Consider the following 21,470-nt stretch of genomic DNA (forward strand, 5'->3'; position numbering starts at 1 on the left):
CAGAAATCTAAAAGACCTTGCGTCAGGCAGGGTCTTTTGACGGGGTATCTTTTGACTTGTCGCTCTTGCGGTCGGCATGGCCGAGATCGCGGTCCGGATCGATCACGTCGCGAACCAGTTGCTTGAGCCTTGCGGCATCGGGAAAGCCGCCGTCGCGCTTGCGGTCCCAGACCAGTGTCTCGTTGCAGGAAATGGTGAAGATGCCGCCGGTGCCGGGCACCAGCGTGACCTCGCCCAGATCCGTTGCGAAGGTCGACAGCAGCTCCTGCGCCATCCAGCCGGCCCGCAGCAGCCAGTGGCACTGCGCGCAATAGGTGATGCGGACCTGGGGCAACGGCTTTTCGGTCATGTCAGATTGAGTTCCGCTCATATCTCAGATTAAGCTCCGCTCATATCTCGGACTGAACTCCGCTCATGTCTGGTTGAGCTGTGCTCATGCCGCGCTGAGCTTCGCCATGGTCTCGTCGTCGACCTCGAAATTGGCGTAAACGCTCTGCACGTCGTCATCGTCCTCGAGCGTGGCGACCAACTTCATCAGCGACTGTGCCCGCTCCTCATCGACCGCAATGTTGGTCTGCGGCTTCCAGATCGGTTTCACTGATTCAGCCTCGCCGAGCGCGCCTTCCAGCGCCTTCGACACCTCACCAAGATTCTCGAAGGCGCAATAGATCGTGTGGCCTTCCTCGTCCGACTGGACGTCGTCGGCCCCGGCCTCGATCGCCGCGTCCATGACCTTCTCCGCGCTGCCTACCGATGCCGGATAGAAGATTTCGCCGACACGGTCCCACATGAACGACACCGAGCCGGTTTCCCCCATCGCCCCGCCGGCCTTGGTGAAGGCGGCCCGCACATTCGACGCCGAGCGGTTGCGGTTGTCGGTCAGCGCCTCGACGATGAGCGCTACGCCGCCTGGCCCGTAGCCTTCGTAACGCACAGCTTCGTAAGTCTCGGCGTCGCCCATCGACGCCTTGTTGATGGCACGCTGAATGTTGTCTTTCGGCATCGACACCGCCTTGGCGTTCTGCACGGCAAGACGCAGGCGCGGGTTCATCGACGGGTCCGGCGTACCGCTCTTGGCGGCGACGGTTATTTCGCGCGCCAGCTTGGAAAACATTTTCGACCGCACCGCGTCCTGGCGGCCCTTGCGGTGCATGATGTTCTTGAACTGTGAATGGCCAGCCATGGCACCCCTGTCGTCTTCTTGGCAGAGCATCCTGCAGCGAGGTAGTCACCTCGCCTTTGCCAAAATGCTCGAAGTCAAAATTTCAGAACGTCCCTGCTGCGTCCGATGGACGTACGGCGCTCTATCTCGGAATGGCCGGCTTATAGATAAATCGGCTCAATTCGTCCAGCCGCGCCGTAAGGATGGTGCGGCAAGGTAACCGCCAGCTGCTTTCCTGCGAACGCTCACTCCTCCAGATCGGATCTCAGCCGGTCGAGAATGCTGATCGCATGCGTGGCGTACTGGCTGATCCAGCGGTCGTGGATCTGCTTGATTGGCAGCGCATTGAGATGGTTCCAGCGTTCGCGCCCCTCGCGCCGCGCCACCACCAGGTCGGCTTCCTCCAGCACTTTCAGATGCAGCATGACGGTGCAGCGGTCCATGTCGGGAAAGGCATCGCACAGCATGCCGGTGGTCCGCGGCGCGTCCTTTAGCTCGTCGAGCAGCGCGCGCCGGCGCGGATGCGCCAGCGCCTTGAAAACATTGTCATCCTGCGCCTTGCTTGACATGTTATATTTTTATAACATAATATCGATCCGATCAAGGAAGGAGCTGTGGATATGTCTCTTGGATTCAGAGTTTCGGGCCGCATCGGCAAACCGGTTGCCGAAGTCTTCGATGCGGTCGTCAATCCGAACAAGCTCAGCGGCTATTTCACCACCATCGGCGGCGCCAGTGCCCCGCTGGTGGCCGGCGCCAGGGTCATCTGGTGGGGCAAGGTCCCGGTCGAGGTCGACGAGGTGGAGAAAGACAACCGCATCGTGCTGCGCTGGGACACCACCGACGCCGACGGCAAGCCGGCCTACAAGACGCGCATCGAGATGAATTTCGAGCCGCTGGACGACGGCGGCACCTTCGTCACCATCGCCGAGGCCGGCTGGCACGAGGACGCGGTCGGCCTGAAGAAGTCCTACCTCAATTGCGAGGGCTGGTCGCAGATGCTGGCCTGCATGAAGGCCTATGTCGAATACGGCATCAATTTGCGCGACGGCTACTATCGCAGCGAGATGAAGGGCGAGCCCGCCAATGAAGACAATATCTGAGAAGACGGAGGAAAGAATGGCTGCGAAAATCACCGGCGGCATCAACATCGCCATGAAAGTGCCGCCCCACCAACACCAGGAGACGATCGCCTTCTACCGCGATGTCGTCGGCCTAAAACCGTTCACGACCAAGGCGCCTGCCATCGGTTTCGAGCTCGGCCCCAATCGCCTGTGGATCGACGAAGCGCCGATGCTGAGCCAGGCCGAGATCTGGCTGGAACTGTTCACCGACGATTTTCCGGCCGCCGCCGATCATCTCGCCAAAGCCGGTGTTGTGCGCTGCGACGCCATCGAGGCGCTCGGCGAAGGTTTTCGTGGCGGCTGGATCACCAATCCGGCCAACATCATTCACCTGGTGCGCGAACCCGACGCCTGGTGACGGAGACCGGTTCGGAAGGAGGACGAAATGGACATCCGTGAGACACCGACCGCCGAAGCCGGCATGCTGATCCGGCGGCCGGTCGCAGAAGTATTCGAAGCCATCGTCGATCCGACGATCACGACGAAATTCTGGTTCACCCACGGCAGCGGCAGGTTGGACAGCGGCAAGGAAGTTCGCTGGGAGTGGCGGATGTATGGCGTTTCGACGCCGGTCACGGTCAGCGAGTTCGTCACGAACGAAAAGATCGTCATGCAATGGAGCGATCCGCCGACCACGGTGGTCTGGACTTTTACCGAGATGCAGGGCGGCACCTTTGTCGAGGTTCGCAATTTCGGTTTTGCCGGCAGCACCGATGAACAGGTCAAGCAGGCGATCGGCTCGACCGATGGCTTCGCGCTGGTGCTCGCCGGCGCCAAGGCCTGGCTGGAGCAAGGCTTGACGCTTGGCCTGATCGGCGACCGTCATCCGAAGGGCACGCCGACCGCTTAAGTCGCTGGGTGCAAAAAGCCGTTCTGCAACGATCCTTCCTACCCCCTCTGTCCTGCCGGACATCTCCCCCGCAAGGGCCCGCAAGGGGGGAGATCGGATGTCGCTGAGGCTTTCGCCAATCTCCAACGCTGCAGGACGAGCGGAGCGCTAAAGCTGCCAATCTCCCTCCTTGAGGGGGAGATGTCCGGCAGGACAGAGGGGGGTGCTGTCCGTCTCAAAGGTTCTGCATGGCCGCGACAATTGAGGCAGAGCTCAGGCCTTCGCGCCGTCGCTTCGCCCCGCCAACCTCAGTGCCCCGCGCCCGCCTTTGCCTTCCTCCGACGTCGCGCCAGCATGTTGAGGCCCTCGACAAGAGCGGAAAAGCCCATGGCGGCGTAGATGTAGCCCTTCGGCACATGGAAGCCCATGCCGTCGGCGATCAGCGTCATGCCGATCATCAGCAGGAAGCTCAGCGCCAGCATGACGATGCTGGGGTTCTTGGCGATGAAATTGGCGAGCGGTCCAGCCGCCAGCATCATCACGCTGACTGCCACGATCACGGCGATATACATGATGGCGATCTCGTCGGTCATGCCGACCGCGGTGATGATCGAATCGATCGAAAAGACGAGGTCGAGCAGCAGGATCTGGAAGATGGCGCCGGCCAGCGAAAGCTGCAGCGTCTCACCCATCATCGTGTCCTGGTGATCCTCGAGATCGACCGTGTGGTGGATCTCCTTGGTCGCCTTCCAGACGAGGAACAGGCCGCCGGCGATCAGGATCAGATCGCGCCAGGAAAACCCGTGGCCGAACGCGGTGAATACCGGCGCCGTCAACTGGACGATGATCGAGATGGTGGCAAGCAGCACCAGCCGCATGATCAGCGCCGCCGAAATACCAATTCGCCGGGCGCGGGCCCTCTGCGCCTCCGGCAATTTGTTGGTCAGGATCGAGATGAAGATCAGATTGTCGATGCCGAGCACGACCTCCAGCACGATCAGCGTCAGCAACGCGACCCATGCAGTCGGATCGGAGACAAAGGCGAAATGTGGCGCCAGGAATTCGATGAGCTGCATGGAGGTCGTCCCTCTTACGATCTGAAGCAGGCGTGGCCGGCAATTAGGTACTACAATCGCTTACATCAATGTCATGACCAGAACGAGGGCGCGGTTTCTTCGAGCCGCGGCCCGCGGCGAAACGGCGCAATCCGCTCGGTCAGGCCGCTGCGATCCGAAATGTCGACGCCGACGCCGCACAATGTCGCCGGGCCGCTCGCCGCCTCGAAGCGCCCTTTCGGCACCTTCGACAGAAAGCGGTTGAGCGGCTCCTCCTTGTCCATGCCGAGCGAAGAATCATAGTCGCCGCACATGCCGGCGTCTGAGATATAGCCGGTGCCGCCGTTGAGGATATGGTGGTCGCCGGTCGGCTGATGCGTGTGAGTTCCGACAACCAGGCTGGCGCGGCCGTCGACGAAGTGCGCAAAGCACATTTTTTCAGAGGTCGCCTCGGCATGGAAATCGATGACCACCGCATCGGCCTGTTCGCCAAGCGGGCAGGCGGCAAGCTCGCGCTCGCCGGCCTGAAACGGATCGTCGAGTTCAGGATGCATGAACACCCGGCCCATGATGTTGGCGACCAGAACGCGCGCGCCGTTCCTGGCGATGTAGACGCCCGAGCCCCGCCCCGGCGTGCCCTTGGGGAAATTGGACGGACGCAGAAAGCGTTCCTCGCGCGGCGCGAAAGCCAGCGCATCGCGCTGGTCCCAGACATGATTGCCGGTTGTGACGACGTCGGCGCCCGCCGAGATCGTCTCGCGAAAGATCTCTTCGGTAATGCCGAAGCCGCCGGCGGCGTTCTCGCCATTGACGATGACGAAGTCGAGTTTGAAATCCGAGATCAGGCCGGGCAGTTGTTCCCACACCGCCGTGCGTCCCGTCTTGCCGACCATATCGCCGAGGAAGAGAAGTCTCATCTAAACATGATCCCGAACCGAAGGTCAGCGAAGCAAAAAGCTGCATGACTTCCGGAAAAGACCATGCGTCCAGGAACTTATCTACAATTTCGGCGCGAACCGGCGCAACCCGCTCTCGGTGAGTATTTCCGGAATGGTCACGTCATGCGGCTCGTCCGGCACCAGCGCCACCTGCTGGCAGTCGAAAGCAATGCCGATCAGCCGCGGCGGCTGCCCCTTGTCGACCAGCCGCGCGATGGCACGGTCGTAATAGCCGGCGCCATAGCCAATGCGGTGGCCGCGCGCGTCGAAAGCCGCGAGCGGCACCAGCATCACCTGGGGATCGAGCACCTCGGCCTCCTCATGCGGCCCGACGGTGCCGAACCCCATGTCGATCATCGGCGCGCCGCGCACCAGTTCGCGAAAGACGATGGTGGTCTTGTCGAGAATCGCCGGCAGGCAAAGCCGTGCACCTTTTTCGCGCAAGGCGAACATCAACGGCCGGACGTCGACTTCCGAGCGCATCGGCCAGAAGCCGGAGACGATCTGGCCCGGCTCCATCGCAATGCTGTCCCGCGCCGTCTCGGCCATTTCGAGCGCTGCCTCCACCCGCCAGAACGGGTCGAGCGCGTCGCGGCGCCCGAGTGCTTCGCGTCGCAACTGTCTTTTCAGGTCTTTCGAGGATGTCATGCGCCGACGATAGAAAAGGTCAGATTTGGATGGAGTTTTAGGAGCGACGTTTTCCACCGCATGATCCACCGAAGCGTGGATCCTTTGCGTCAAGTGACGATCCACACAACCGGTGGAGAGAGCGATCCCGGGAACCTACAAAGTAGGTGGGCGCCGTATGAGAAAACCCACGGGTCTTCCCAGGGACAGCTCCCTAGGGATCATTAAGGCCCCGGGGAAAATGTTCTCCTGCCGGGAAGCGCAGACCGCCACGCCCAATATAGGCCGATGGCAGGCCAAGCGCCAGAGAGACGGCCATGTTCGGCGGCTTTATTCGTCGCAAGGTCCTGCCTGGGAGCTGCGCGGCACATGGGTTCACCGCGCCCTCGCCGCTGCGCCTTGCATGGGCTGGGCTGTCTCCTTACGGTTGCCATGAAAACCGAGGAGCAAAAATGCGTTTCGAAGGCACGGCGGCCTATGTCGCCGACAAGGATCTGATGGTGGCGGTCAATGCGGCGATCGCGCTGGAGCGGCCATTGCTGGTCAAGGGCGAGCCCGGCACCGGCAAGACCGAACTGGCCAGGCAAGTGGCGGCCGCGCTCGGCCTCGAGCTGATCGAATGGCATGTCAAGTCGACGACAAGGGCGCAGCAGGGCCTCTACGAGTATGACGCCGTGTCGCGGCTGCGCGACAGCCAACTCGGCGACGAGCGCTTCAACGACATCAGCAATTATATCAAGCGTGGCAAGCTGTGGGATGCCTTCGCGACGGCCAAGAAGGTCGTGCTTCTGATCGATGAGATCGACAAGGCTGACATCGAGTTCCCCAACGATTTGCTGCAGGAACTCGATCGAATGGAGTTCTTCGTCTACGAGACCGGCGAAACGATCCGCGCTGCCGTGCGCCCGATCGTCATCATCACCTCCAACAACGAGAAGGAACTGCCGGACGCCTTCCTGCGCCGCTGCTTCTTCCACTATATCCGCTTTCCCGATTTCGAGACGCTGCATCGGATCGTCGACGTGCACTATCCCGGCATCAAGCAGAACCTGGTGCGCGCCGCGCTCACCCAGTTCTACGAGATCCGCGACGTGCCGGGCCTGAAGAAGAAGCCGTCGACCTCCGAGGCACTGGACTGGATCCGCCTGCTCGTGACCGACGATATCGCGCCCGAGGATTTGCGCGCCGACCCGAAAAACGCACTGCCCAAGCTGCACGGCGCGCTGTTGAAGAACGAACAGGACGTGCATCTGTTCGAGCGGCTGGCCTTCATGGCGAGAAGGCAGGGGTGAGGAGCGGTCGGCCGACGAAAAGCCGACGATTTGGCTTTTCGAGCGACGAACGCCCGAAGCCATAGCGGATGGCCGGGCATGCGGCGGACAGCGCTTTCCCGTTGCTGGACCGTTGCCGCCGTCCGGGCACCGGGGCAGCCTAGGCCCGAAGCTTCAGAAGGAAATGAAATGACCGAGATCACCGTCCGCCCACTGGCACAATCCGACCACGCCGACTGGCAGCGTCTGTGGACTGCCTACCTCACCTTCTACAAAACCGAGCTGCCGGAAGACGTCTACGCCGTCACCTGGAAGCGGCTGTTCACGGCGGGTGAGTTTGAACCAAAAGGGTTCATCGCCACGCTCGGCGGTAAGGCGGTCGGCCTGACGCACTATCTCTACCATCGCTCCTGCTGGTCCGAAAAAAACAACTGCTATCTGCAGGACCTTTTCGCCGACCCGGACGTGCGCGGCAAAGGCGTCGGCGCCGCCCTGATCGAAGCAGTCAAGCAGGAAGCCGGCAAGATCGGCGTCAAGAACGTCTACTGGATGACGCACGAGACCAACACCACCGCGCGCAAGCTCTACGACCACGTGGCGCGCAGGACCGGCTTCATCGAATATGATCTGATGTGATGAACGGTCGATCGCCCGGCTTGCCGGATGGATTTAAGGAGGAATGATGACGCACTATGTCGGAATTCTTGACGGCGCACATGATGTCTGGGGAGTGCGGGTCCCCGATCTTCCCGGATGTCACGGCGGTGGCGCAAGTCCCGAGGAGGCGATAGCCGACGCGACCTCCGCCGTTCGCGAATGGGCTGAGGCACGAAGGGCGAAGCACTTGCCCTTGCCCGACGCACGCACGGTGGCAGATCTGCTCCGACTGGGCGAAATCGATAGCGCCGCCGGAGAATCTGCCGTGATGATCCCCGTGCTGATCGATTCCGGACGGCCTGTCCGAGCCAATCTGTCGCTCGACGCAGGTCTCTTGGCGGCAATCGATGCCGAAGCGAGCCGACGCGGCCTCACGCGTTCCGCCTTCATCGCCAGCGCCGCTCGCGAGAAGATCGAAGGGCACAGATAGAAGTCGGACGATGTTCATCCCCTTCTTCCTCGAACTGAAGGCTGCGCGGGTTCCGGTTTCGCTCCGGGAATATCTGTCGCTGCTGGAAGGGCTGGAGGCGGGGCTGGTCGACTATGACGTCGAGGGTTTTTACTATCTCGCCCGCTCGGCACTGGTGAAGGACGAGCGCCACATCGACCGTTTTGACCAGGTCTTTTCGCACATCTTTATGGGTGTCGAAGCGCTGGCTGGCGAAAATCCGGTCGACGTCGAGAACATTCCGGAGGAATGGCTGCGGCGGCTTGCCGAAAAGCACCTGACCGATGAGGAGAAAAAGCTGGTCGAGGCGCTGGGCGGTTTCGAAAAGCTGATGGAAACGCTCAAAAAGCGGCTGGAGGAACAGAAGGGCCGCCACCAGGGCGGGTCGAAATGGATCGGCACCGGCGGCACCTCACCCTTCGGCGCCTATGGCTACAATCCCGAAGGCGTTCGCATCGGCCAGCATGAGAGCCGCAACCGCCGTGCGGTGAAAGTCTGGGACAAGCGTGAGTTCAGGAATTTCGACGATGCCGTCGAGCTCGGCACCCGCAACATCAATATCGCGCTGAAGCGCTTGCGTCGCTGGGTGCGCGAAGGCGCCGAGGAAGAGTTCGACCTGCCCGGCACCATCCACGCCACGGCCGAGCACGGCTATCTCGACGTGCAGACACGGCCCGAGCGGCGCAACGCCGTGAAGCTGCTGATGTTCTTCGATGTCGGCGGCTCGATGGACGATCACATCAGAAGCGTCGAGGAGCTGTTTTCGGCCGCCCGCGCCGAATTCCGCCAGCTCGAATATTTTTACTTCCACAACTGCCTCTACGAAGGTGTGTGGAAGGACAATCGGCGCCGCCATGCGGAGGTGATTCCGACCTTCGATCTCCTCCACAAATACGGTCCGGACTACAAGGTGATCGTCGTCGGCGATGCCTCGATGAGCCCCTATGAGATCGCGCATCCCGGCGGCTCGGTCGAGCACTGGAATCCGGAGGCCGGCGTCGTCTGGCTCAGCCGTCTGCTGCAGCAATGGCCGAACGCGGTATGGCTCAACCCCGAAAGCGAAAAGCACTGGGGTTTTACCCCTTCGATCGCCATGATCCGCGACATCTTCGGCGGCCGCATGTTTCCGCTGACGCTCGCCGGACTCGAGGCCGCGACGAAGCAGCTTTCAAGGAAGCACTGAATGGATTTACGCAAAACAGGACGTCCGACCTGTTTCCTCTGCCTGCAATGTGGCGTCCAGTTCGCGGCGGCAGCCGCGCCGCCGCAACGTTGCCCGATCTGCGAGGACGAGCGGCAATATGTGCGCTGGGAGGGCCAGGCCTGGATCACGCCGCAAGAGCTCGCCGCCGGGCATCGGATCGTGATGAAGGACGACGCCGGCGTGCTCGCCTTCGGCATCGAGCCGCGCTTCGCCATCGGTCAGCGGGCGCTGCTGGCACAGACGCCGCACGGCAATGTGCTGTGGGACTGCATCTCTATGGTCAGCGACGAGGCGGTGGCCGAAATCAACCGCCGCGGCGGCCTCATCGCGATCGCCATTTCGCACTGCCATTATTATTCGGCGATGGTCGAGTGGAGCGAGGCGTTTGGCGGCGTGCCGATTTATCTGCATGCCGATGACCGCAAGTGGATCATGCGGCCGCATCCGGCTGTTGTCAGTTGGCAGGGCGAGACGCGCGCCCTGAACCCCTCGCTGACACTTATCCGTTGCGGCGGTCACTTTGCCGGCGGCCAGGTGCTGCACTGGAAGCGCGACGGCGGCGACGCCATCCTGGCCGGCGACATCCTGCAGGTGACGCCAACCCGCCGCCATGTCAGCTTCATGTACAGCTACCCGAACTACATCCCGCTCAATGCGGCGAAGGTACTCCGCATCGCGTCGGCACTGGAGCCTTTCGCGTTCGACCATATCTATGGCGCATGGTGGAACCAGAACGTCATCGGCGATGCAAAGACGGGATTTGCAAGGTCTGTTGCGCGGTATCTCGCAGCGATCGCCTAAGGAATTCTTCGCGGCAGGACTGGAAATATCGGCAAACGCCGTAACAAAAGCCTATTTTAGGCGAACTTGGGAAGCAGCCCAATAGCGGCATGAGCTAAGAGGCATAAAATGGATAGTCACATCTACCCTGTCACCCGCACTGATGCCGAATGGCGCGCCCGGCTGACGCCGGAGCAATATGCGGTGATGCGCAACCACAGCACCGAGCGGCCGGGCAGCTGCGCCCTGCTCCACGAGAAGCGCGCCGGCACATTTTTCTGCGCCGGCTGCGACCAGCCCTTGTTCGAATCCAAGCTGAAGTTCGAGAGTGGCACCGGCTGGCCAAGCTTCAACGATCCGGTGCCCGGTTCGGTCGAGACGACCGTCGACCGCAGCTACGGCATGGTCCGCACCGAATGCCACTGCGCCCGCTGCGGCAGCCATCTCGGCCACGTCTTCGAGGACGGCCCGCCGCCGACCGGCCTACGCTATTGCATCAACGGGGTCGCGCTGAAATTCGAGCCGGCCGCCTGACTGGAATTCAACGTTGTCAAAGGACGGCTTCCGCCGGCCTTTGACGGCAGCACTGCCCGTCAGATCACCACCACCAGTAACAGCCACAGCACGGCCCCCAGCGTCATCAGCGAAGCCTTGACGCCGCCGGTTTTCTCGGCGGTCCGCCACACCGCAAAAGTCAGGAAGAAATTGTACGGCACCGGCGCGAAATGCACCGCCAGAACGAGAGCGAGCGGCAGCTTCAGCCCGAGCAGGATCAGCGCCAGCACCGACACGGCGATGTTGATCGCCGTACCGACAAGGACAAGATCGCGCCAGAACAGCCGGTCTAGCGGGGCCGTGCCTTGCCAGCGCGAGCGGAAGAAACCCGCCGCACGGCCTGCCTTGCCGTCTTCGCCTTCGAAAGTCTCCGGCGCACTCATCGATACGGCTTTCTCTCATTCGACAGCCGCAGAGATTTCCAAAGCAGCAAGCCTGTCAACGCAAATCGATCATCGGCACGCAAGCGTATGATTTGACAAATTGTCATCAAACGGTCGTGAAACCTTTCTACGTCGCCCTTGTCGGCGTCTCGGCAAAGACACCTTGCCGGACTCTGCCGCCCCCATCATCCAGTCGCCTGCCAGGGGAGGTCTTGAGATGAGCGATAATGTCTACAACGTGCTGTTTCTTTGCAACGCCAATTCGGCGCGATCGATCATGGCGGAAGCCATCCTCAGCCGGATCGGTGGCGGCAGGTTCAAGGCCTTTTCCGCCGGTTCGCAGCCGAGGGGCGAGGTCAATCCCTACGCATTGCATCTGCTCGAAAGCCTTAGCTACGACACGAGCTTCGCCCGTTCGAAAGGCTGGGACGAGTTTGCCGAGCCCGACGCGCCGGAAATGAATTTCATCTTCACGCTTTGCGACAGCACCGCGAATGAATCCTGTCCGATCTGGCCGGGTCATCCGATGACCGCGCTCTGGTCGATACCGGACCCAGCCATGGCAGACGGCACCGAAGCCGAACTGCATCTTGCCTTTGCCGATGCCTATCGCATGCTCAACAACCGCATCTCGCTGTTCACCAATCTGCGGGTGGATGCGCTCGACCATTTGGCGCTGCAACAGCATCTCGATCGGATTGGCCGCGACACGGCGAAACCGAACTAACTCAAGCCACTGCGACGCGAATTCACGGTCCGGCTTCGCCACCCCCGCCCAGCACCTCGGCAACGGCGCGCTCGAAACGCGATGCTTCCGTCACCAGCCAGTCGGCCATGGCCGGCCAATTGTCCTCGGCAAAACAGTTCACGCGCCACAGCGAATTGATGCCGAGGCCCTCGCAGCTCTGTTCCGGCCTGAGTTTCAACCTGTCTTCGATCGCCGGCTGGAACGGCTTCAACCGCGACCAGGCTTCCGTGGCACCGAACTTCTCGTTGCGGCCGAAGAAGACGCCGACATGGTTCTGCGCCGGCGCGACATACATGGAAAGGACCAATGCGAAGTCGGGCAGCCCGCGCTGCCAGAACCAGGGTCCGCGCCGTGCCATCAGAGGCCTTTCTTCCGGATGCCGTTCCGCGAACAGCGTCCAGAAGCCGCGTTGGCGGAACTCAGAGGCGCGGCGGCCGCCAAAGTCGAATTCGCTCATGGTTCGACCCGTTGCGGGCGCAACCGGCGCCCAGGGCTGTTACCAGCCTTACACCATGCCGAGTGCGGCTTTGTAGAGGTCGAGGATGGTTTCCTCCTCTTGCCGCTCAGCCTGGTCCTTCTTGCGCAGCCGGATGATCGACCGCATCGCCTTGGTGTCGAAGCCGGTGCCCTTGGCCTCGGCGAACACTTCCTTGATGTCGTCGGCGATCGTCTTCTTCTCTTCCTCGAGCCGCTCGATGCGCTCGATGAAGGCTCGCAGCTGGCCGGCGGCAACAGTCTGGCTGGTCTCGGTGATGTCGTCGGCCATTTTCTCTCCGCGTCGTTTTCCATGCCGCGACTCACGAACCGTCGCGGCGAATTTGCAGCGGTTCGATGCCCGACCGGAGCCGACCGGTCAAGCTGTTATCGATGCGGCATGAAGGGCTGCCGCCAGACGCAGACAACTCTGCCTGGGCAACATTTCTGTCTCATCCGAATGCGATCAGCAGATCCTTGGCGTCGATCTGATCGCCGGTCTTGACCAGCACTTCGGCGACAACCCCATCACGCTCGGCATGCAATGCCGTCTCCATCTTCATCGCCTCGATCGACAAAAGCACGTCGCCGGCCTTGACCGCTTGGCCCGCGGCAACGGCGAGCGCCGAGACGACGCCCGGCATCGGTGCGCCAACATGCGCCTCGTTGCCGGGCTCGGCCTTGCGCCGCGCCTTGGCGGCGGAAGCGCCGTGCGCCCGATCCGGCACTTTGACCCGGCGCGGCTGGCCGTTGAGCTCGAAGAACACGGTGACCATGCCCTTCTCGTCGACATCGCCGATGGCCAGGCAGCGCACCACCAGCGTCTTGCCCTTCTCGATGTCGACAAAGATCTCGTCCTCCGGCTTCATGCCGTAGAAATAGGTCGGCGTCGGCAGCACGCTGACCGGCCCATAGGTTTCCTGCGCTGCGGTAAAGTCGGAGAAGACCTTCGGGTACATCAGCCACGAGGCGAATTCGAATTCGCTGAGCTTGCGCTCGAGCTTGTCTTCGATCTCCTTGCGGCTGGCCTTGAGATTGGCTGCTTTCAGCAGCGAACCGGGCCGCACGGTGATCGGTTTGTCGCCTTTCAGCACCTTCTTCTGCAGTGCCTCCGGCCAGCCGCCGGGCGACTGGCCGAGGTCGCCGCGCAGCATCGACACGACCGAGTCGGGGAAGGCGATATCCCTGGCCGGATTTTCGACATCGGCAACCGTCAGGTCCTGGCTCACCATCATCAGCGCCATGTCGCCGACGACCTTGGACGACGGCGTCACCTTGACGATGTCACCGAACATCAGATTGACGTCGTGATAGGTCTGCGCCACTTCGTGCCAGCGCGTCTCCAGCCCGAGCGAGCGCGCCTGCTCCTTGAGGTTGGTGAACTGCCCACCCGGCATTTCGTGCAGGTAGACTTCCGAGGCCGGCCCCTTCAGGTCGCTTTCGAAGGCAGCATACTGGTTGCGCACCGCCTCCCAGTAGAACGAGATGTTCCTGATCCATTGCGGGTCGAGGCCCGGATCCCGCTCGGTGCCCTTCAGCGCCTCGACGATCGAGCCTAGGCAAGGCTGCGAGGTGTTGCCGGACAGGGCATCCATCGCCGCGTCGATGGCGTCGACACCGCTGTCCACCGCCGCCAGCACCGTCGCCGCCGACAGGCCCGACGTGTCGTGCGTGTGAAAGTGGATCGGCAGGTCGGTCGCCTCGCGCAGCGCCTTGAACAGTGCGCGGGCGGCATTCGGCTTCAAGAGCCCGGCCATGTCCTTGACCGCGACGATATGGGCGCCGGCCGTCTGCAACTCCCTGGCCAGCGCGACGTAGTATTTGAGGTCGTACTTGGCTCGGGCCGGGTCGAGTATGTCGCCGGTGTAGCAGAGCGCTGCTTCGATCAGCTTGCCTTCGGCGCCGACCGCGTCCATGGCGACGCGCATGTTGTCGACCCAGTTCAAACAGTCGAAGACGCGGAACAGGTCGACGCCGCCGCTTGCTGCCTGTTTGACGAAATGCTGGACGACATTGTCCGGATAATTGGTGTAGCCGACGCCGTTGGCGCCGCGCAAAAGCATCTGCAGCAACAGATTGGGCGCTGCCTCGCGCACCAGCGACAGCCGCTCCCACGGGTCTTCGGTGAGAAAGCGCATGGCGACGTCGAAGGTCGCCCCGCCCCAGCATTCGAGCGACAAAAGCTGCGGCAGCGCGCGTGCATAGGTGCCGGCAATGCCGGCGATGTCATAAGTGCGCACGCGCGTCGCGAGCAGGGATTGGTGTCCGTCGCGCATCGTCGTGTCGGTGACCAGCACTTCTTTGCATGCGCGCATCCAGGCCGCGAATTTCTCCGTCCCAAGCGCGTCGAGCTTCTGCTTGCTGCCATCGGGCACGTTGCCGTTGAGGTAGGGCACCATGGGTGCCGCCGCATCGGCCTTAGGCTGCGGCCGGCCACGGGTTTCGGGATGGCCGTTGACGCTGACATCGGCCAGGTAGTTGAGCAGCTTGGTCGCGCGATCCTGCCGCTTCACGCTCGCGAACAGTTCCGGTGTCGTATCGATGAACTTGGTCGTATAGGAATTTTCGGCGAAACTTGGGTGATTGATGATCGCCTCGAGGAAGGTGAGGTTGGTCGCCACCCCGCGAATACGGAATTCGCGCAGCGCCCGGTTCATGCGGGCGATGGTCTCGGCCGGCGTCGGCGCCCAGGCCGTCACCTTCTCCAGCAGCGGATCGTAAAAGCGGGTGATGACCGCGCCGGAATAGGCGGTGCCGCCATCGAGGCGGATGCCGAAACCGGTGGCGCCGCGATAGGCGGTGATGCGGCCATAGTCGGGGATGAAATTATGCTCGGGATCTTCCGTGGTGATGCGGCACTGCAGCGCGTGGCCGTTGAGCCTGATATCCTTCTGCGCCGGCACGCCCGATTCCGGCGTGCCGATGGCAAAGCCATCGAGGATGTGGATCTGCGCCTTGACGATGTCGATGCCGGTCACCTGTTCGGTGACCGTGTGCTCGACCTGGATGCGCGGATTCACCTCGATGAAGTAGAATTTGCCACTGTCGGCATCCTGCAGGAATTCGACCGTGCCGGCGCCGATATAGCTCGTCTCGCGCGCGATCTTGAGCGCGTAGCCGCAAAGCTCTTCGCGCTGCGACATTTCGAGATAGGGCGCCGGCGCGCGCTCGACCACCTTCTGGTTGCGGCGCTGGATCGAGCAATCGCGCTCGAACAGGTGCACGGCGTTGCCGTGTGTGTCGCCCAGCACCTGCACCTCGACATGGCGGGCGCGCTCGATCAGCTTTTCGAGATAGACCTCGTCCTTGCCGAAGGCAGCTTTCGCTTCGCGCTTGCCCTCCGTCACCTCGCGGGCGAGATCGGCTTCCGAGCGGATGGCGCGCATGCCGCGGCCGCCGCCGCCCCACGACGCCTTCAGCATCACCGGATAGCCGATCGTCCTGGCGAGCGCCTTCACCGTCTCGATGTCGTCCGGCAAGGGATCGGTGGCGGGAATTACCGGCACGCCGACCTCGATCGCCAGGTTGCGTGCGGCGACCTTGTTGCCGAGCCTGCGCATCGTATCCGGCTTGGGTCCAATGAAAATAATGCCGGCCTTGACACAGGCTTCGGCGAATTCAGGGCTTTCCGACAACAGCCCATAGCCCGGATGGATGGCATCGGCGCCGGAAAGCCTGGCGACGCGGATCACTTCCTCGATCGACAGATAGCTTTCGATCGGCCCCATATCCCTGGTCAGATGCGGCCCGCGCCCGACCTGATAGCTTTCATCCGCCTTGAAGCGGTGCAGCGAGTACTTGTCCTCCTCGGCCCAGATCGCCACGGTTTTGAGGCCGAGTTCGTTGGCCGCGCGGAAGACGCGGATGGCGATTTCGGACCGGTTGGCGACAAGGATCTTCGTGATTGCCAAGGACAAGGCTCCGGACGCTGACGGAAGGGGGACTGCGCCATGATTAACGCGAAAATGCTGCAGCGCAAACAAAATCGGGCGGCGACGATTAAACCGATTTAAATCCACTCATTGGGTAGAGCGCCGCGCGTTCCCTCGAATGCGCAAAGGGTGCTCCGACGAAAGGTAAAACGGCACACACGAAAAATGCCCGGCGCGAGGCGCCGGGCATTCCGGAATTGTCGTCGTCGTCGACAGGCTTACATCTTCTGGACGTAGGTGTATTTGCCGTCGTCGCCCTTCTTCCATTCGTACATGACGTAGCCAGGCAGCGTCGGATCGCCCTTCTCGTCGTAGGAAAGATCGCCCAGCACGGTCTTGAACGGGCCGTTGGCCTTGAGAGCTTTGGCAACTTCCATCGGATCGTTCGACTTGGCGGCTGTGGCGGCTCCCACGATCGCCTGCATGGCGGCGTAGGAATAAAGCGTGTAGGCCTCCGGCTCGAAGCCCTGCGCGCGGAACTTCTCGACCAGTTCCTTGTTCGCCGGGATCAGACGCGGATCCGGGCCGAACGTGTTCAGCGTGCCCGCAACCGCGTCACCGGCGATTGAGGCCAGTTCGTTCGACACGATGCCGTCGCCGGAAACCAGCGTGGCCTCGAGGCCCTGGTCAGCCACCTGGCGGATGATCAGTCCGGCTTCGGTGTGCAGACCACCCCAATAGATGATGGAAACGCCGGCTTGTTTCATCTTGGCGATCAACGCCGAGAAGTCCTTGTCGCCGATATTTACGCCTTCATACATGACTTCCGTCACGCCGGCAGCGTTCATCGCCTTCTTGGTCTCGTCGGCAAGGCCCTGACCATAGGTCGTCTTGTCGTGGACGACCGCGATCTTGGCATCCTTGAAGTTCTCCGCGAGATAGGCGCCGGCGATGCTGCCCTGCTGGTCGTCGCGTCCGCAGGTACGGAACGTGTTCCACAGGCCGCGCTCGGTGAACTGCGGGTTGGTCGCGGCCGGCGTGATCTCGAGGATGCCGTTCTCCGCGTAGACTTCCGATGCCGGGATCGAAACGCCCGAGTTAAAGTGGCCGACCACGAACTTGACGCCGTCGCCGACGAACTTGTTGGCGACCGAAATGCCCTGCTTCGGATCGGAGACGTCGTCACCGACCGTGAGCTTGACCTGCTCGCCGTTGATGCCGCCGGCCGCATTGATGTCTGCGACAGCCTGTTCGGCGCCCTTCTGCAACTGCGCGCCGAAGGCGGCATTCGGGCCGGTGATCGGACCGGCAACTCCGATCAGGACGTCAGCCCACGCGCTTCCGCTGAACGCGACGAGCGCGGTCAGGGCGACGGCGGACAAAAGTGATTTTCTCATGTAAAACGCTCCCATTTACAGAGTGGGCGTGGATGATGCTTTCATGCGATGCCCACCTTTACTCGCAGAAAGCGTACTTTGCCGATTTTCAGGCACTTGTCACGCCGATTCATCCCCGAAACGGTGTTAATAATGAACGTCAACCTTTTGGTTTCCAACTCAAAAGCGATGCTCTTTCGTAGAGCCAGCTATACTGTGTCACCATCTGGTTGGTGCGCGTGTATTGATAGCCGATGAAGCCCAATATCATCAGGACGATGGTGTCGACGATGTAGTAGTGCAGCGAGAACATCGTGCCGCCGAACAGCGCGTGATGGATGAACCTCACGGCGATGCCGAGGCCGAGCATATAGGCGAACAAGTGGACGAAGCTGCGCCATGTCTGGGCGCAGGCCTTGCCCGTCATCCACGCCGCCCAGCCGCCAAGCAGGCAGGTGACGAAGAAGAACTGCCAGACCGAGGGTTCCTCATAGAGAATGCCCTGCATGATGAAGACTCCTGAACTCAGTGATGGCCGCCTTCGAGATAGGCGGCGCGCACGTCCGGATCGGCGAGCAGTTCCTTGCCGGTGCCACTCATCGTCACGTTGCCGTTGACCATGACATAGCCGCGCGTGGCGAGCTTCAGCGCGCCGAAGGCGTTCTGCTCGACCAGGAACACGGTCAGCCCCTGCGTGCGGTTCAACTCGCGGATGGCGTCGAAGATCTGCTTGACGATCAGCGGCGCCAGGCCCAGCGACGGCTCGTCGAGCAAGAGCAGTTTCGGCCGCGCCATCAGCGCACGTCCGATCGAAAGCATCTGCTGCTCGCCGCCCGACAGCGTGCCGCCACGCTGGGCAATGCGTTCCTTCAGGCGTGGAAACAGCGAGAACACCTTCTCGACGTCCTCGTCGTAGTGCTTGAGGTCGTCGAGGCTGGCGCCCATCTGCAGGTTTTCCATCACCGTCATGCGCGGAAAGATGCGCCGGCCCTCCGGCGACTGGGCGATGCGCATGCGCGCGATCTCATGGGTCGGCAACTGGGTGATGTCGGTGCCGGCGAAGGTGATAGTGCCCGCCCGCGCCCGTGGTGCACCAAAAATGGTCATCATCAGCGTCGACTTTCCGGCGCCATTGGCGCCGATCAGCGCCACGATCTCGCCCTGCTTGACGGTGACATCGACGCCGTTCAGCGCCCTGATGTTGCCGTAATAGGTCTGGACACCCTTGATGTCGAGCAGCGTTGTGCCGGCCATCATTCATTCCCTCCGCCCCGGTTGGAGTCGCCCGGTGTCTTGGGCTTTGCCGGAGCCTTGGCGTCCGGCTTTGCCGCGGAGGATTTCGCGTCGGCTTCGGCCGGCGATGCGGGCCTTGCCGCCGCGCCCGACCTTGCATCGACCTGCCCGGCTTTCGACGCGCGCTTCGACACCGTGACGCGTTCGCCCTCACTGTGTCCGACCGTCTCGGTCACCGGTCCGGCGAAATACGAGGACGACGAGCCCGGACCGTGCGTCGAATCCGGGCCGGTGTCGAGTTGCTCGATGACGTCTTCGTCGCCGACCTCGATCAGCACCGTCTCGACGTCCTCGTCTTCAACGCCGAGATAGGCGGCGATGACACGCGGGTCGGTGCGCACCGCATGCGGACTGCCGTCCGAGATCTTGCGCCCGTATTCGAGCACCACGACATGGTCGGAAATCTGCATGACCACCGCCATGTCGTGCTCGATCAGCAGGATCGAGGTGCCGGTGTTGTCCTTGATGTCCATAAGGAGCGCGTTGAGCGCCATTGATTCCTTCGGATTGAGCCCTGCCGCCGGTTCGTCGAGGCAGAGCAGTTCCGGACCCGTGCACATCGCCCGCGCGATCTCCAGGCGCCGCTGCGCGCCGTAGGGCAAGTCGCCGGCCGGATCGTCGGCTCGATCGACGAGGTCGGCCTTTTCCAGCCAGTGCCTGGCGAGATCGATCGACTCGGCCGACGCCGTCCGGTAGCCGCTGAAGCCAAACAGGCCGAGGACAGTGTAGCCGGACGCCTTCATCAGCTTGTTGTGCTGCGCCACCAGCAGGTTCTCCAGCAGCGTCATGCCGGAAAACAGGCGGATGTTCTGGAAGGTGCGCGCCACCTTGGCTCGCGCCGGAATCTCATGGTTCGGCAGCCGTTCGAGCAGATAGCTCGAGCCGTCGCGCCGGTTGAGCGTGAGCATGCCCTCAGACGGCTTGTAGAAGCCGGTGATGCAGTTGAACACGGTGGTCTTGCCGGCGCCGTTCGGCCCGATCAGCGCGGTGATCTCGCCGCGCCTGACCTGGAAGGACAGGTCGCCGATGGCGACCAGACCGCCGAACTTCATCGACAGATGTTCGACCTGCAGGATGGCATCGTTCACGGATGGGTTCGCATCGCTCATCAGCCGTGGCCCTCCTTGGTGAAGGAGCCGGATACAGCCCTCCTCTCCTTGAGAAAGGCTGTCGGTTCACGACTGCCGACGAAGCCGCGCGGCTTCCACAGCATGACGATGACCATGGCCATGCCGAACAGCAGCATGCGGTAGAGTTCCGGCGTGAAGTCGGGACCGAAGACCTGCTTCAGGAAATCGAGTTCGCGCAGCACCTCGGTGCCACCGATCATCACCATGGCGGCGACGGCGATGCCAACCAGCGAACCCATCCCGCCGAGCACGACGATGGCGAGGATGATGGCCGATTCCAGGAAGATGAAGGATTCGGGGCTGACGAAACCTTGCCGCGCGGCGAAGAACGAGCCGGCGAAGCCGCCGAACATGGCGCCGGTGGCAAAGGCGGTGAGCTTGGTGGTGGTGGTGTTGATGCCGAGCGAGCGGCAGGCGATCTCGTCCTCGCGCAGCGCTTCCCAGGCGCGGCCGACGGGCATGCGCCTAAGCCTTATGGTGACGAAGGCGGTGAGCAGGCAGAGCCCGAGGATCAGGTAGTAGAGGAAGATCTTGTAATAGGCGCTCGACGTGGCGATGTCCAAGACCTTGGCGATATAGTTCGGATCAGAGACGTTGAACGACATCAGCCCGAAAAACGTGACCTTGGGAATGCCGGAGATACCGGCCGAGCCGTTGGTAACCTCACGCCAGTTGATCAGCACGAGACGAATGATCTCGCCGAAGGCCAGCGTCACGATCGCCAGGTAGTCGCCGCGCAGGCGCAGCACCGGAAAGCCGAGCAGCACCCCCCAGAAGGCGGCCATGGCGCCGGCGGCAGGCAGCAGGATCCAGAACGACAGGCCGTATTGCGTACCGAGCAGCGCATAGGCATAGGCGCCGACGGCATAGAAGGCGACATAACCAAGGTCGAGCAGGCCGGCGAGGCCAACGACAATGTTCAGCCCCCAGGCCAGCATGACATAGATCAGGATCTGAATGCCGTAATTGTCGACCCATTTCAGAGAACCCTGGAACCCGGCGGCCACCGATCCTCCATACACAGCAAGCACCAGCACAACGATGATCGGGTAGAGCGCCAGTGCGGTTATGCCCAACGCCGAGAAATGGGCATGAATGAAGGTTCGGAAATAAAACATCACCGAGGCGAGGGCGTAGATGGTCGCCAGCGCTCTCAGGAACCGTGCATAACCGGCCAGGCCGGGCCCCAGCAATCCGTCAAGGGAGCCGGCAAGGAAAACCAGCACGGCCACTGTGACGATGGCAGCGATGAAATACGGCAGGCGGAAGAACCGCGCCGCCATGCTCTGCGGCAGCAGGCCGGTGGCGACGTCGACGATCTTCTGATTTGCCAGGAAAGGCTGTCCGTAGGCGACATAGAGAAAACGGCCGGCCATGGTCAGCACGACCACGACTGCAAGAAGCCACCAGCGCTGTACAAGGATCAGCTCGTTGGAGATGTTCTGATCGGTCCTCAGGCCGATGAACAGCACGAACAGGCCGAGCGCGATGGCGCCGGCATAAAGCGCTTCGCGCGTAGCGCGCTGCATGGGAGTGGCGACGAT

At 62.2% G+C, this 21,470-nt stretch carries 24 protein-coding genes, 1 other RNA gene and 1 pseudogene; 10 read left to right on the top strand and 16 right to left on the bottom strand.

Annotated elements, in window-relative coordinates:
- Nucleotides 1–22: 22 nt before the first annotated feature.
- From X738_RS61460 to X738_RS61470, 3 genes are all read right to left on the bottom strand, one after another.
- The gene (locus tag X738_RS61460; protein ID WP_023800013.1) at nucleotides 23–349 is read right to left on the bottom strand and encodes a SelT/SelW/SelH family protein; all 327 of its coding nucleotides are present in this window, start codon (nucleotides 347–349) and stop codon (nucleotides 23–25) included.
- 84 nt (nucleotides 350–433) lie between these two features.
- On the bottom strand, nucleotides 434–1,183 hold the full coding sequence (locus X738_RS61465) for a YebC/PmpR family DNA-binding transcriptional regulator (protein WP_023800014.1): 750 nt from the start codon (nucleotides 1,181–1,183) through the stop codon (nucleotides 434–436).
- Between the two features lie 224 nt (nucleotides 1,184–1,407).
- Nucleotides 1,408–1,731 (bottom strand): ArsR/SmtB family transcription factor, encoded by a 324-nt coding sequence (locus tag X738_RS61470; RefSeq protein ID WP_023800015.1) that lies wholly within the window; start codon nucleotides 1,729–1,731, stop codon nucleotides 1,408–1,410.
- A 51-nt stretch (nucleotides 1,732–1,782) separates the two neighbouring features.
- Between X738_RS61470 and X738_RS61475 the strand changes: the two genes are divergently transcribed.
- From X738_RS61475 to X738_RS61485, 3 genes are read left to right on the top strand one after another with little or no spacing between them, the layout of a single operon-like run.
- Entirely contained in the window at nucleotides 1,783–2,265 is a 483-nt protein-coding gene (locus tag X738_RS61475; protein ID WP_023800016.1) for an SRPBCC domain-containing protein, read from the top strand.
- A gap of 16 nt (nucleotides 2,266–2,281) precedes the next feature.
- Nucleotides 2,282–2,644, top strand: a complete 363-nt coding sequence (locus tag X738_RS61480; RefSeq protein ID WP_023800017.1) for a glyoxalase/bleomycin resistance/dioxygenase family protein — start codon at nucleotides 2,282–2,284, stop codon at nucleotides 2,642–2,644.
- Between the two features lie 27 nt (nucleotides 2,645–2,671).
- Nucleotides 2,672–3,136, top strand: coding sequence for an SRPBCC family protein (locus X738_RS61485; RefSeq protein WP_023800018.1), 465 nt, complete (start codon nucleotides 2,672–2,674; stop codon nucleotides 3,134–3,136).
- Nucleotides 3,137–3,423: 287 nt separating this feature from the next.
- Here the strand turns inward: X738_RS61485 and X738_RS61490 are convergent, their stop codons facing one another.
- From X738_RS61490 to ssrS, 4 genes are all read right to left on the bottom strand, one after another.
- Nucleotides 3,424–4,191, bottom strand: coding sequence for a TerC family protein (locus X738_RS61490; RefSeq protein WP_031255296.1), 768 nt, complete (start codon nucleotides 4,189–4,191; stop codon nucleotides 3,424–3,426).
- 71 nt (nucleotides 4,192–4,262) lie between these two features.
- Nucleotides 4,263–5,087, bottom strand: coding sequence for a TIGR00282 family metallophosphoesterase (locus X738_RS61495; RefSeq protein ID WP_023800020.1), 825 nt, complete (start codon nucleotides 5,085–5,087; stop codon nucleotides 4,263–4,265).
- Between the two features lie 81 nt (nucleotides 5,088–5,168).
- Complete coding sequence (locus X738_RS61500) at nucleotides 5,169–5,756, bottom strand: 5-formyltetrahydrofolate cyclo-ligase (protein ID WP_023800021.1); 588 nt, start codon at nucleotides 5,754–5,756, stop codon at nucleotides 5,169–5,171.
- A 94-nt stretch (nucleotides 5,757–5,850) separates the two neighbouring features.
- A non-coding RNA gene (gene ssrS / locus X738_RS81770) (6S RNA) lies at nucleotides 5,851–6,006 on the bottom strand.
- A gap of 181 nt (nucleotides 6,007–6,187) precedes the next feature.
- Here ssrS and X738_RS61505 point away from each other — a divergent pair.
- From X738_RS61505 to msrB, 6 genes are all read left to right on the top strand, one after another.
- A complete protein-coding gene (locus X738_RS61505; protein ID WP_023800022.1) occupies nucleotides 6,188–7,027 on the top strand; it encodes an AAA family ATPase in 840 nt (279 codons plus the stop codon).
- Nucleotides 7,028–7,195: 168 nt separating this feature from the next.
- Nucleotides 7,196–7,642 (top strand): GNAT family N-acetyltransferase, encoded by a 447-nt coding sequence (locus X738_RS61510; protein ID WP_023800023.1) that lies wholly within the window; start codon nucleotides 7,196–7,198, stop codon nucleotides 7,640–7,642.
- 46 nt (nucleotides 7,643–7,688) lie between these two features.
- On the top strand, nucleotides 7,689–8,093 hold the full coding sequence (locus tag X738_RS61515) for a type II toxin-antitoxin system HicB family antitoxin (protein WP_036269921.1): 405 nt from the start codon (nucleotides 7,689–7,691) through the stop codon (nucleotides 8,091–8,093).
- A 10-nt stretch (nucleotides 8,094–8,103) separates the two neighbouring features.
- Complete coding sequence (locus X738_RS61520; protein ID WP_023800025.1) at nucleotides 8,104–9,294, top strand: vWA domain-containing protein; 1,191 nt, start codon at nucleotides 8,104–8,106, stop codon at nucleotides 9,292–9,294.
- On the top strand, nucleotides 9,295–10,116 hold the full coding sequence (locus X738_RS61525; protein WP_023800026.1) for a hypothetical protein: 822 nt from the start codon (nucleotides 9,295–9,297) through the stop codon (nucleotides 10,114–10,116).
- Between the two features lie 108 nt (nucleotides 10,117–10,224).
- Nucleotides 10,225–10,629: a peptide-methionine (R)-S-oxide reductase MsrB gene (msrB, locus tag X738_RS61530; protein WP_023800027.1), complete on the top strand. Its 405-nt coding sequence runs from the start codon at nucleotides 10,225–10,227 to the stop codon at nucleotides 10,627–10,629.
- A 59-nt stretch (nucleotides 10,630–10,688) separates the two neighbouring features.
- On the opposite strand, the gene X738_RS61535 is transcribed toward msrB, so the two are convergent.
- Nucleotides 10,689–11,033, bottom strand: coding sequence for a hypothetical protein (locus X738_RS61535; RefSeq protein WP_023800028.1), 345 nt, complete (start codon nucleotides 11,031–11,033; stop codon nucleotides 10,689–10,691).
- A 217-nt stretch (nucleotides 11,034–11,250) separates the two neighbouring features.
- Here X738_RS61535 and X738_RS61540 point away from each other — a divergent pair, with 217 nt between their 5' ends.
- Nucleotides 11,251–11,760 (top strand): arsenate reductase ArsC, encoded by a 510-nt coding sequence (locus X738_RS61540; protein ID WP_023800029.1) that lies wholly within the window; start codon nucleotides 11,251–11,253, stop codon nucleotides 11,758–11,760.
- Between the two features lie 22 nt (nucleotides 11,761–11,782).
- Here the strand turns inward: X738_RS61540 and X738_RS61545 are convergent, their stop codons facing one another.
- From X738_RS61545 to livM, 8 genes and pseudogenes are all read right to left on the bottom strand, one after another.
- Nucleotides 11,783–12,238, bottom strand: a complete 456-nt coding sequence (locus X738_RS61545; protein WP_023800030.1) for a hypothetical protein — start codon at nucleotides 12,236–12,238, stop codon at nucleotides 11,783–11,785.
- Nucleotides 12,239–12,286: 48 nt separating this feature from the next.
- Nucleotides 12,287–12,547, bottom strand: a complete 261-nt coding sequence (locus X738_RS61550; protein WP_023800031.1) for a DUF2312 domain-containing protein — start codon at nucleotides 12,545–12,547, stop codon at nucleotides 12,287–12,289.
- A gap of 160 nt (nucleotides 12,548–12,707) precedes the next feature.
- The gene (gene pyc / locus X738_RS61555) at nucleotides 12,708–16,166 is read right to left on the bottom strand and encodes a pyruvate carboxylase (protein ID WP_023800032.1); all 3,459 of its coding nucleotides are present in this window, start codon (nucleotides 16,164–16,166) and stop codon (nucleotides 12,708–12,710) included.
- A gap of 239 nt (nucleotides 16,167–16,405) precedes the next feature.
- Entirely contained in the window at nucleotides 16,406–17,524 is a 1,119-nt protein-coding gene (locus X738_RS61560) for a branched-chain amino acid ABC transporter substrate-binding protein (protein WP_023800033.1), read from the bottom strand.
- Between the two features lie 139 nt (nucleotides 17,525–17,663).
- A complete protein-coding gene (locus tag X738_RS61565; RefSeq protein WP_023800034.1) occupies nucleotides 17,664–18,011 on the bottom strand; it encodes a DUF6867 family protein in 348 nt (115 codons plus the stop codon).
- 17 nt (nucleotides 18,012–18,028) lie between these two features.
- Nucleotides 18,029–18,757 carry an ABC transporter ATP-binding protein gene (locus X738_RS61570; protein ID WP_023800035.1) on the bottom strand — a complete coding sequence of 243 codons (729 nt, stop codon included), beginning with the start codon at nucleotides 18,755–18,757 and terminating at the stop codon, nucleotides 18,029–18,031.
- Entirely contained in the window at nucleotides 18,757–19,905 is a 1,149-nt protein-coding gene (locus tag X738_RS61575) for an ABC transporter ATP-binding protein (RefSeq protein ID WP_023800036.1), read from the bottom strand. The genes X738_RS61570 and X738_RS61575 overlap by 1 nt, the downstream gene beginning before the upstream one ends.
- Nucleotides 19,905–21,398, bottom strand: a pseudogene (livM, locus tag X738_RS61580) (high-affinity branched-chain amino acid ABC transporter permease LivM); the annotation flags it as partial. The gene X738_RS61575 and the pseudogene livM, both read right to left, overlap by 1 nt.
- Between the last annotated feature and the right edge of the window lie 72 nt (nucleotides 21,399–21,470).

The sequence above is a fragment of the Mesorhizobium sp. L48C026A00 genome, assembly GCF_000502375.1.
GTDB classification, from domain to species: Bacteria; Pseudomonadota; Alphaproteobacteria; order Rhizobiales; family Rhizobiaceae; genus Mesorhizobium; species Mesorhizobium muleiense.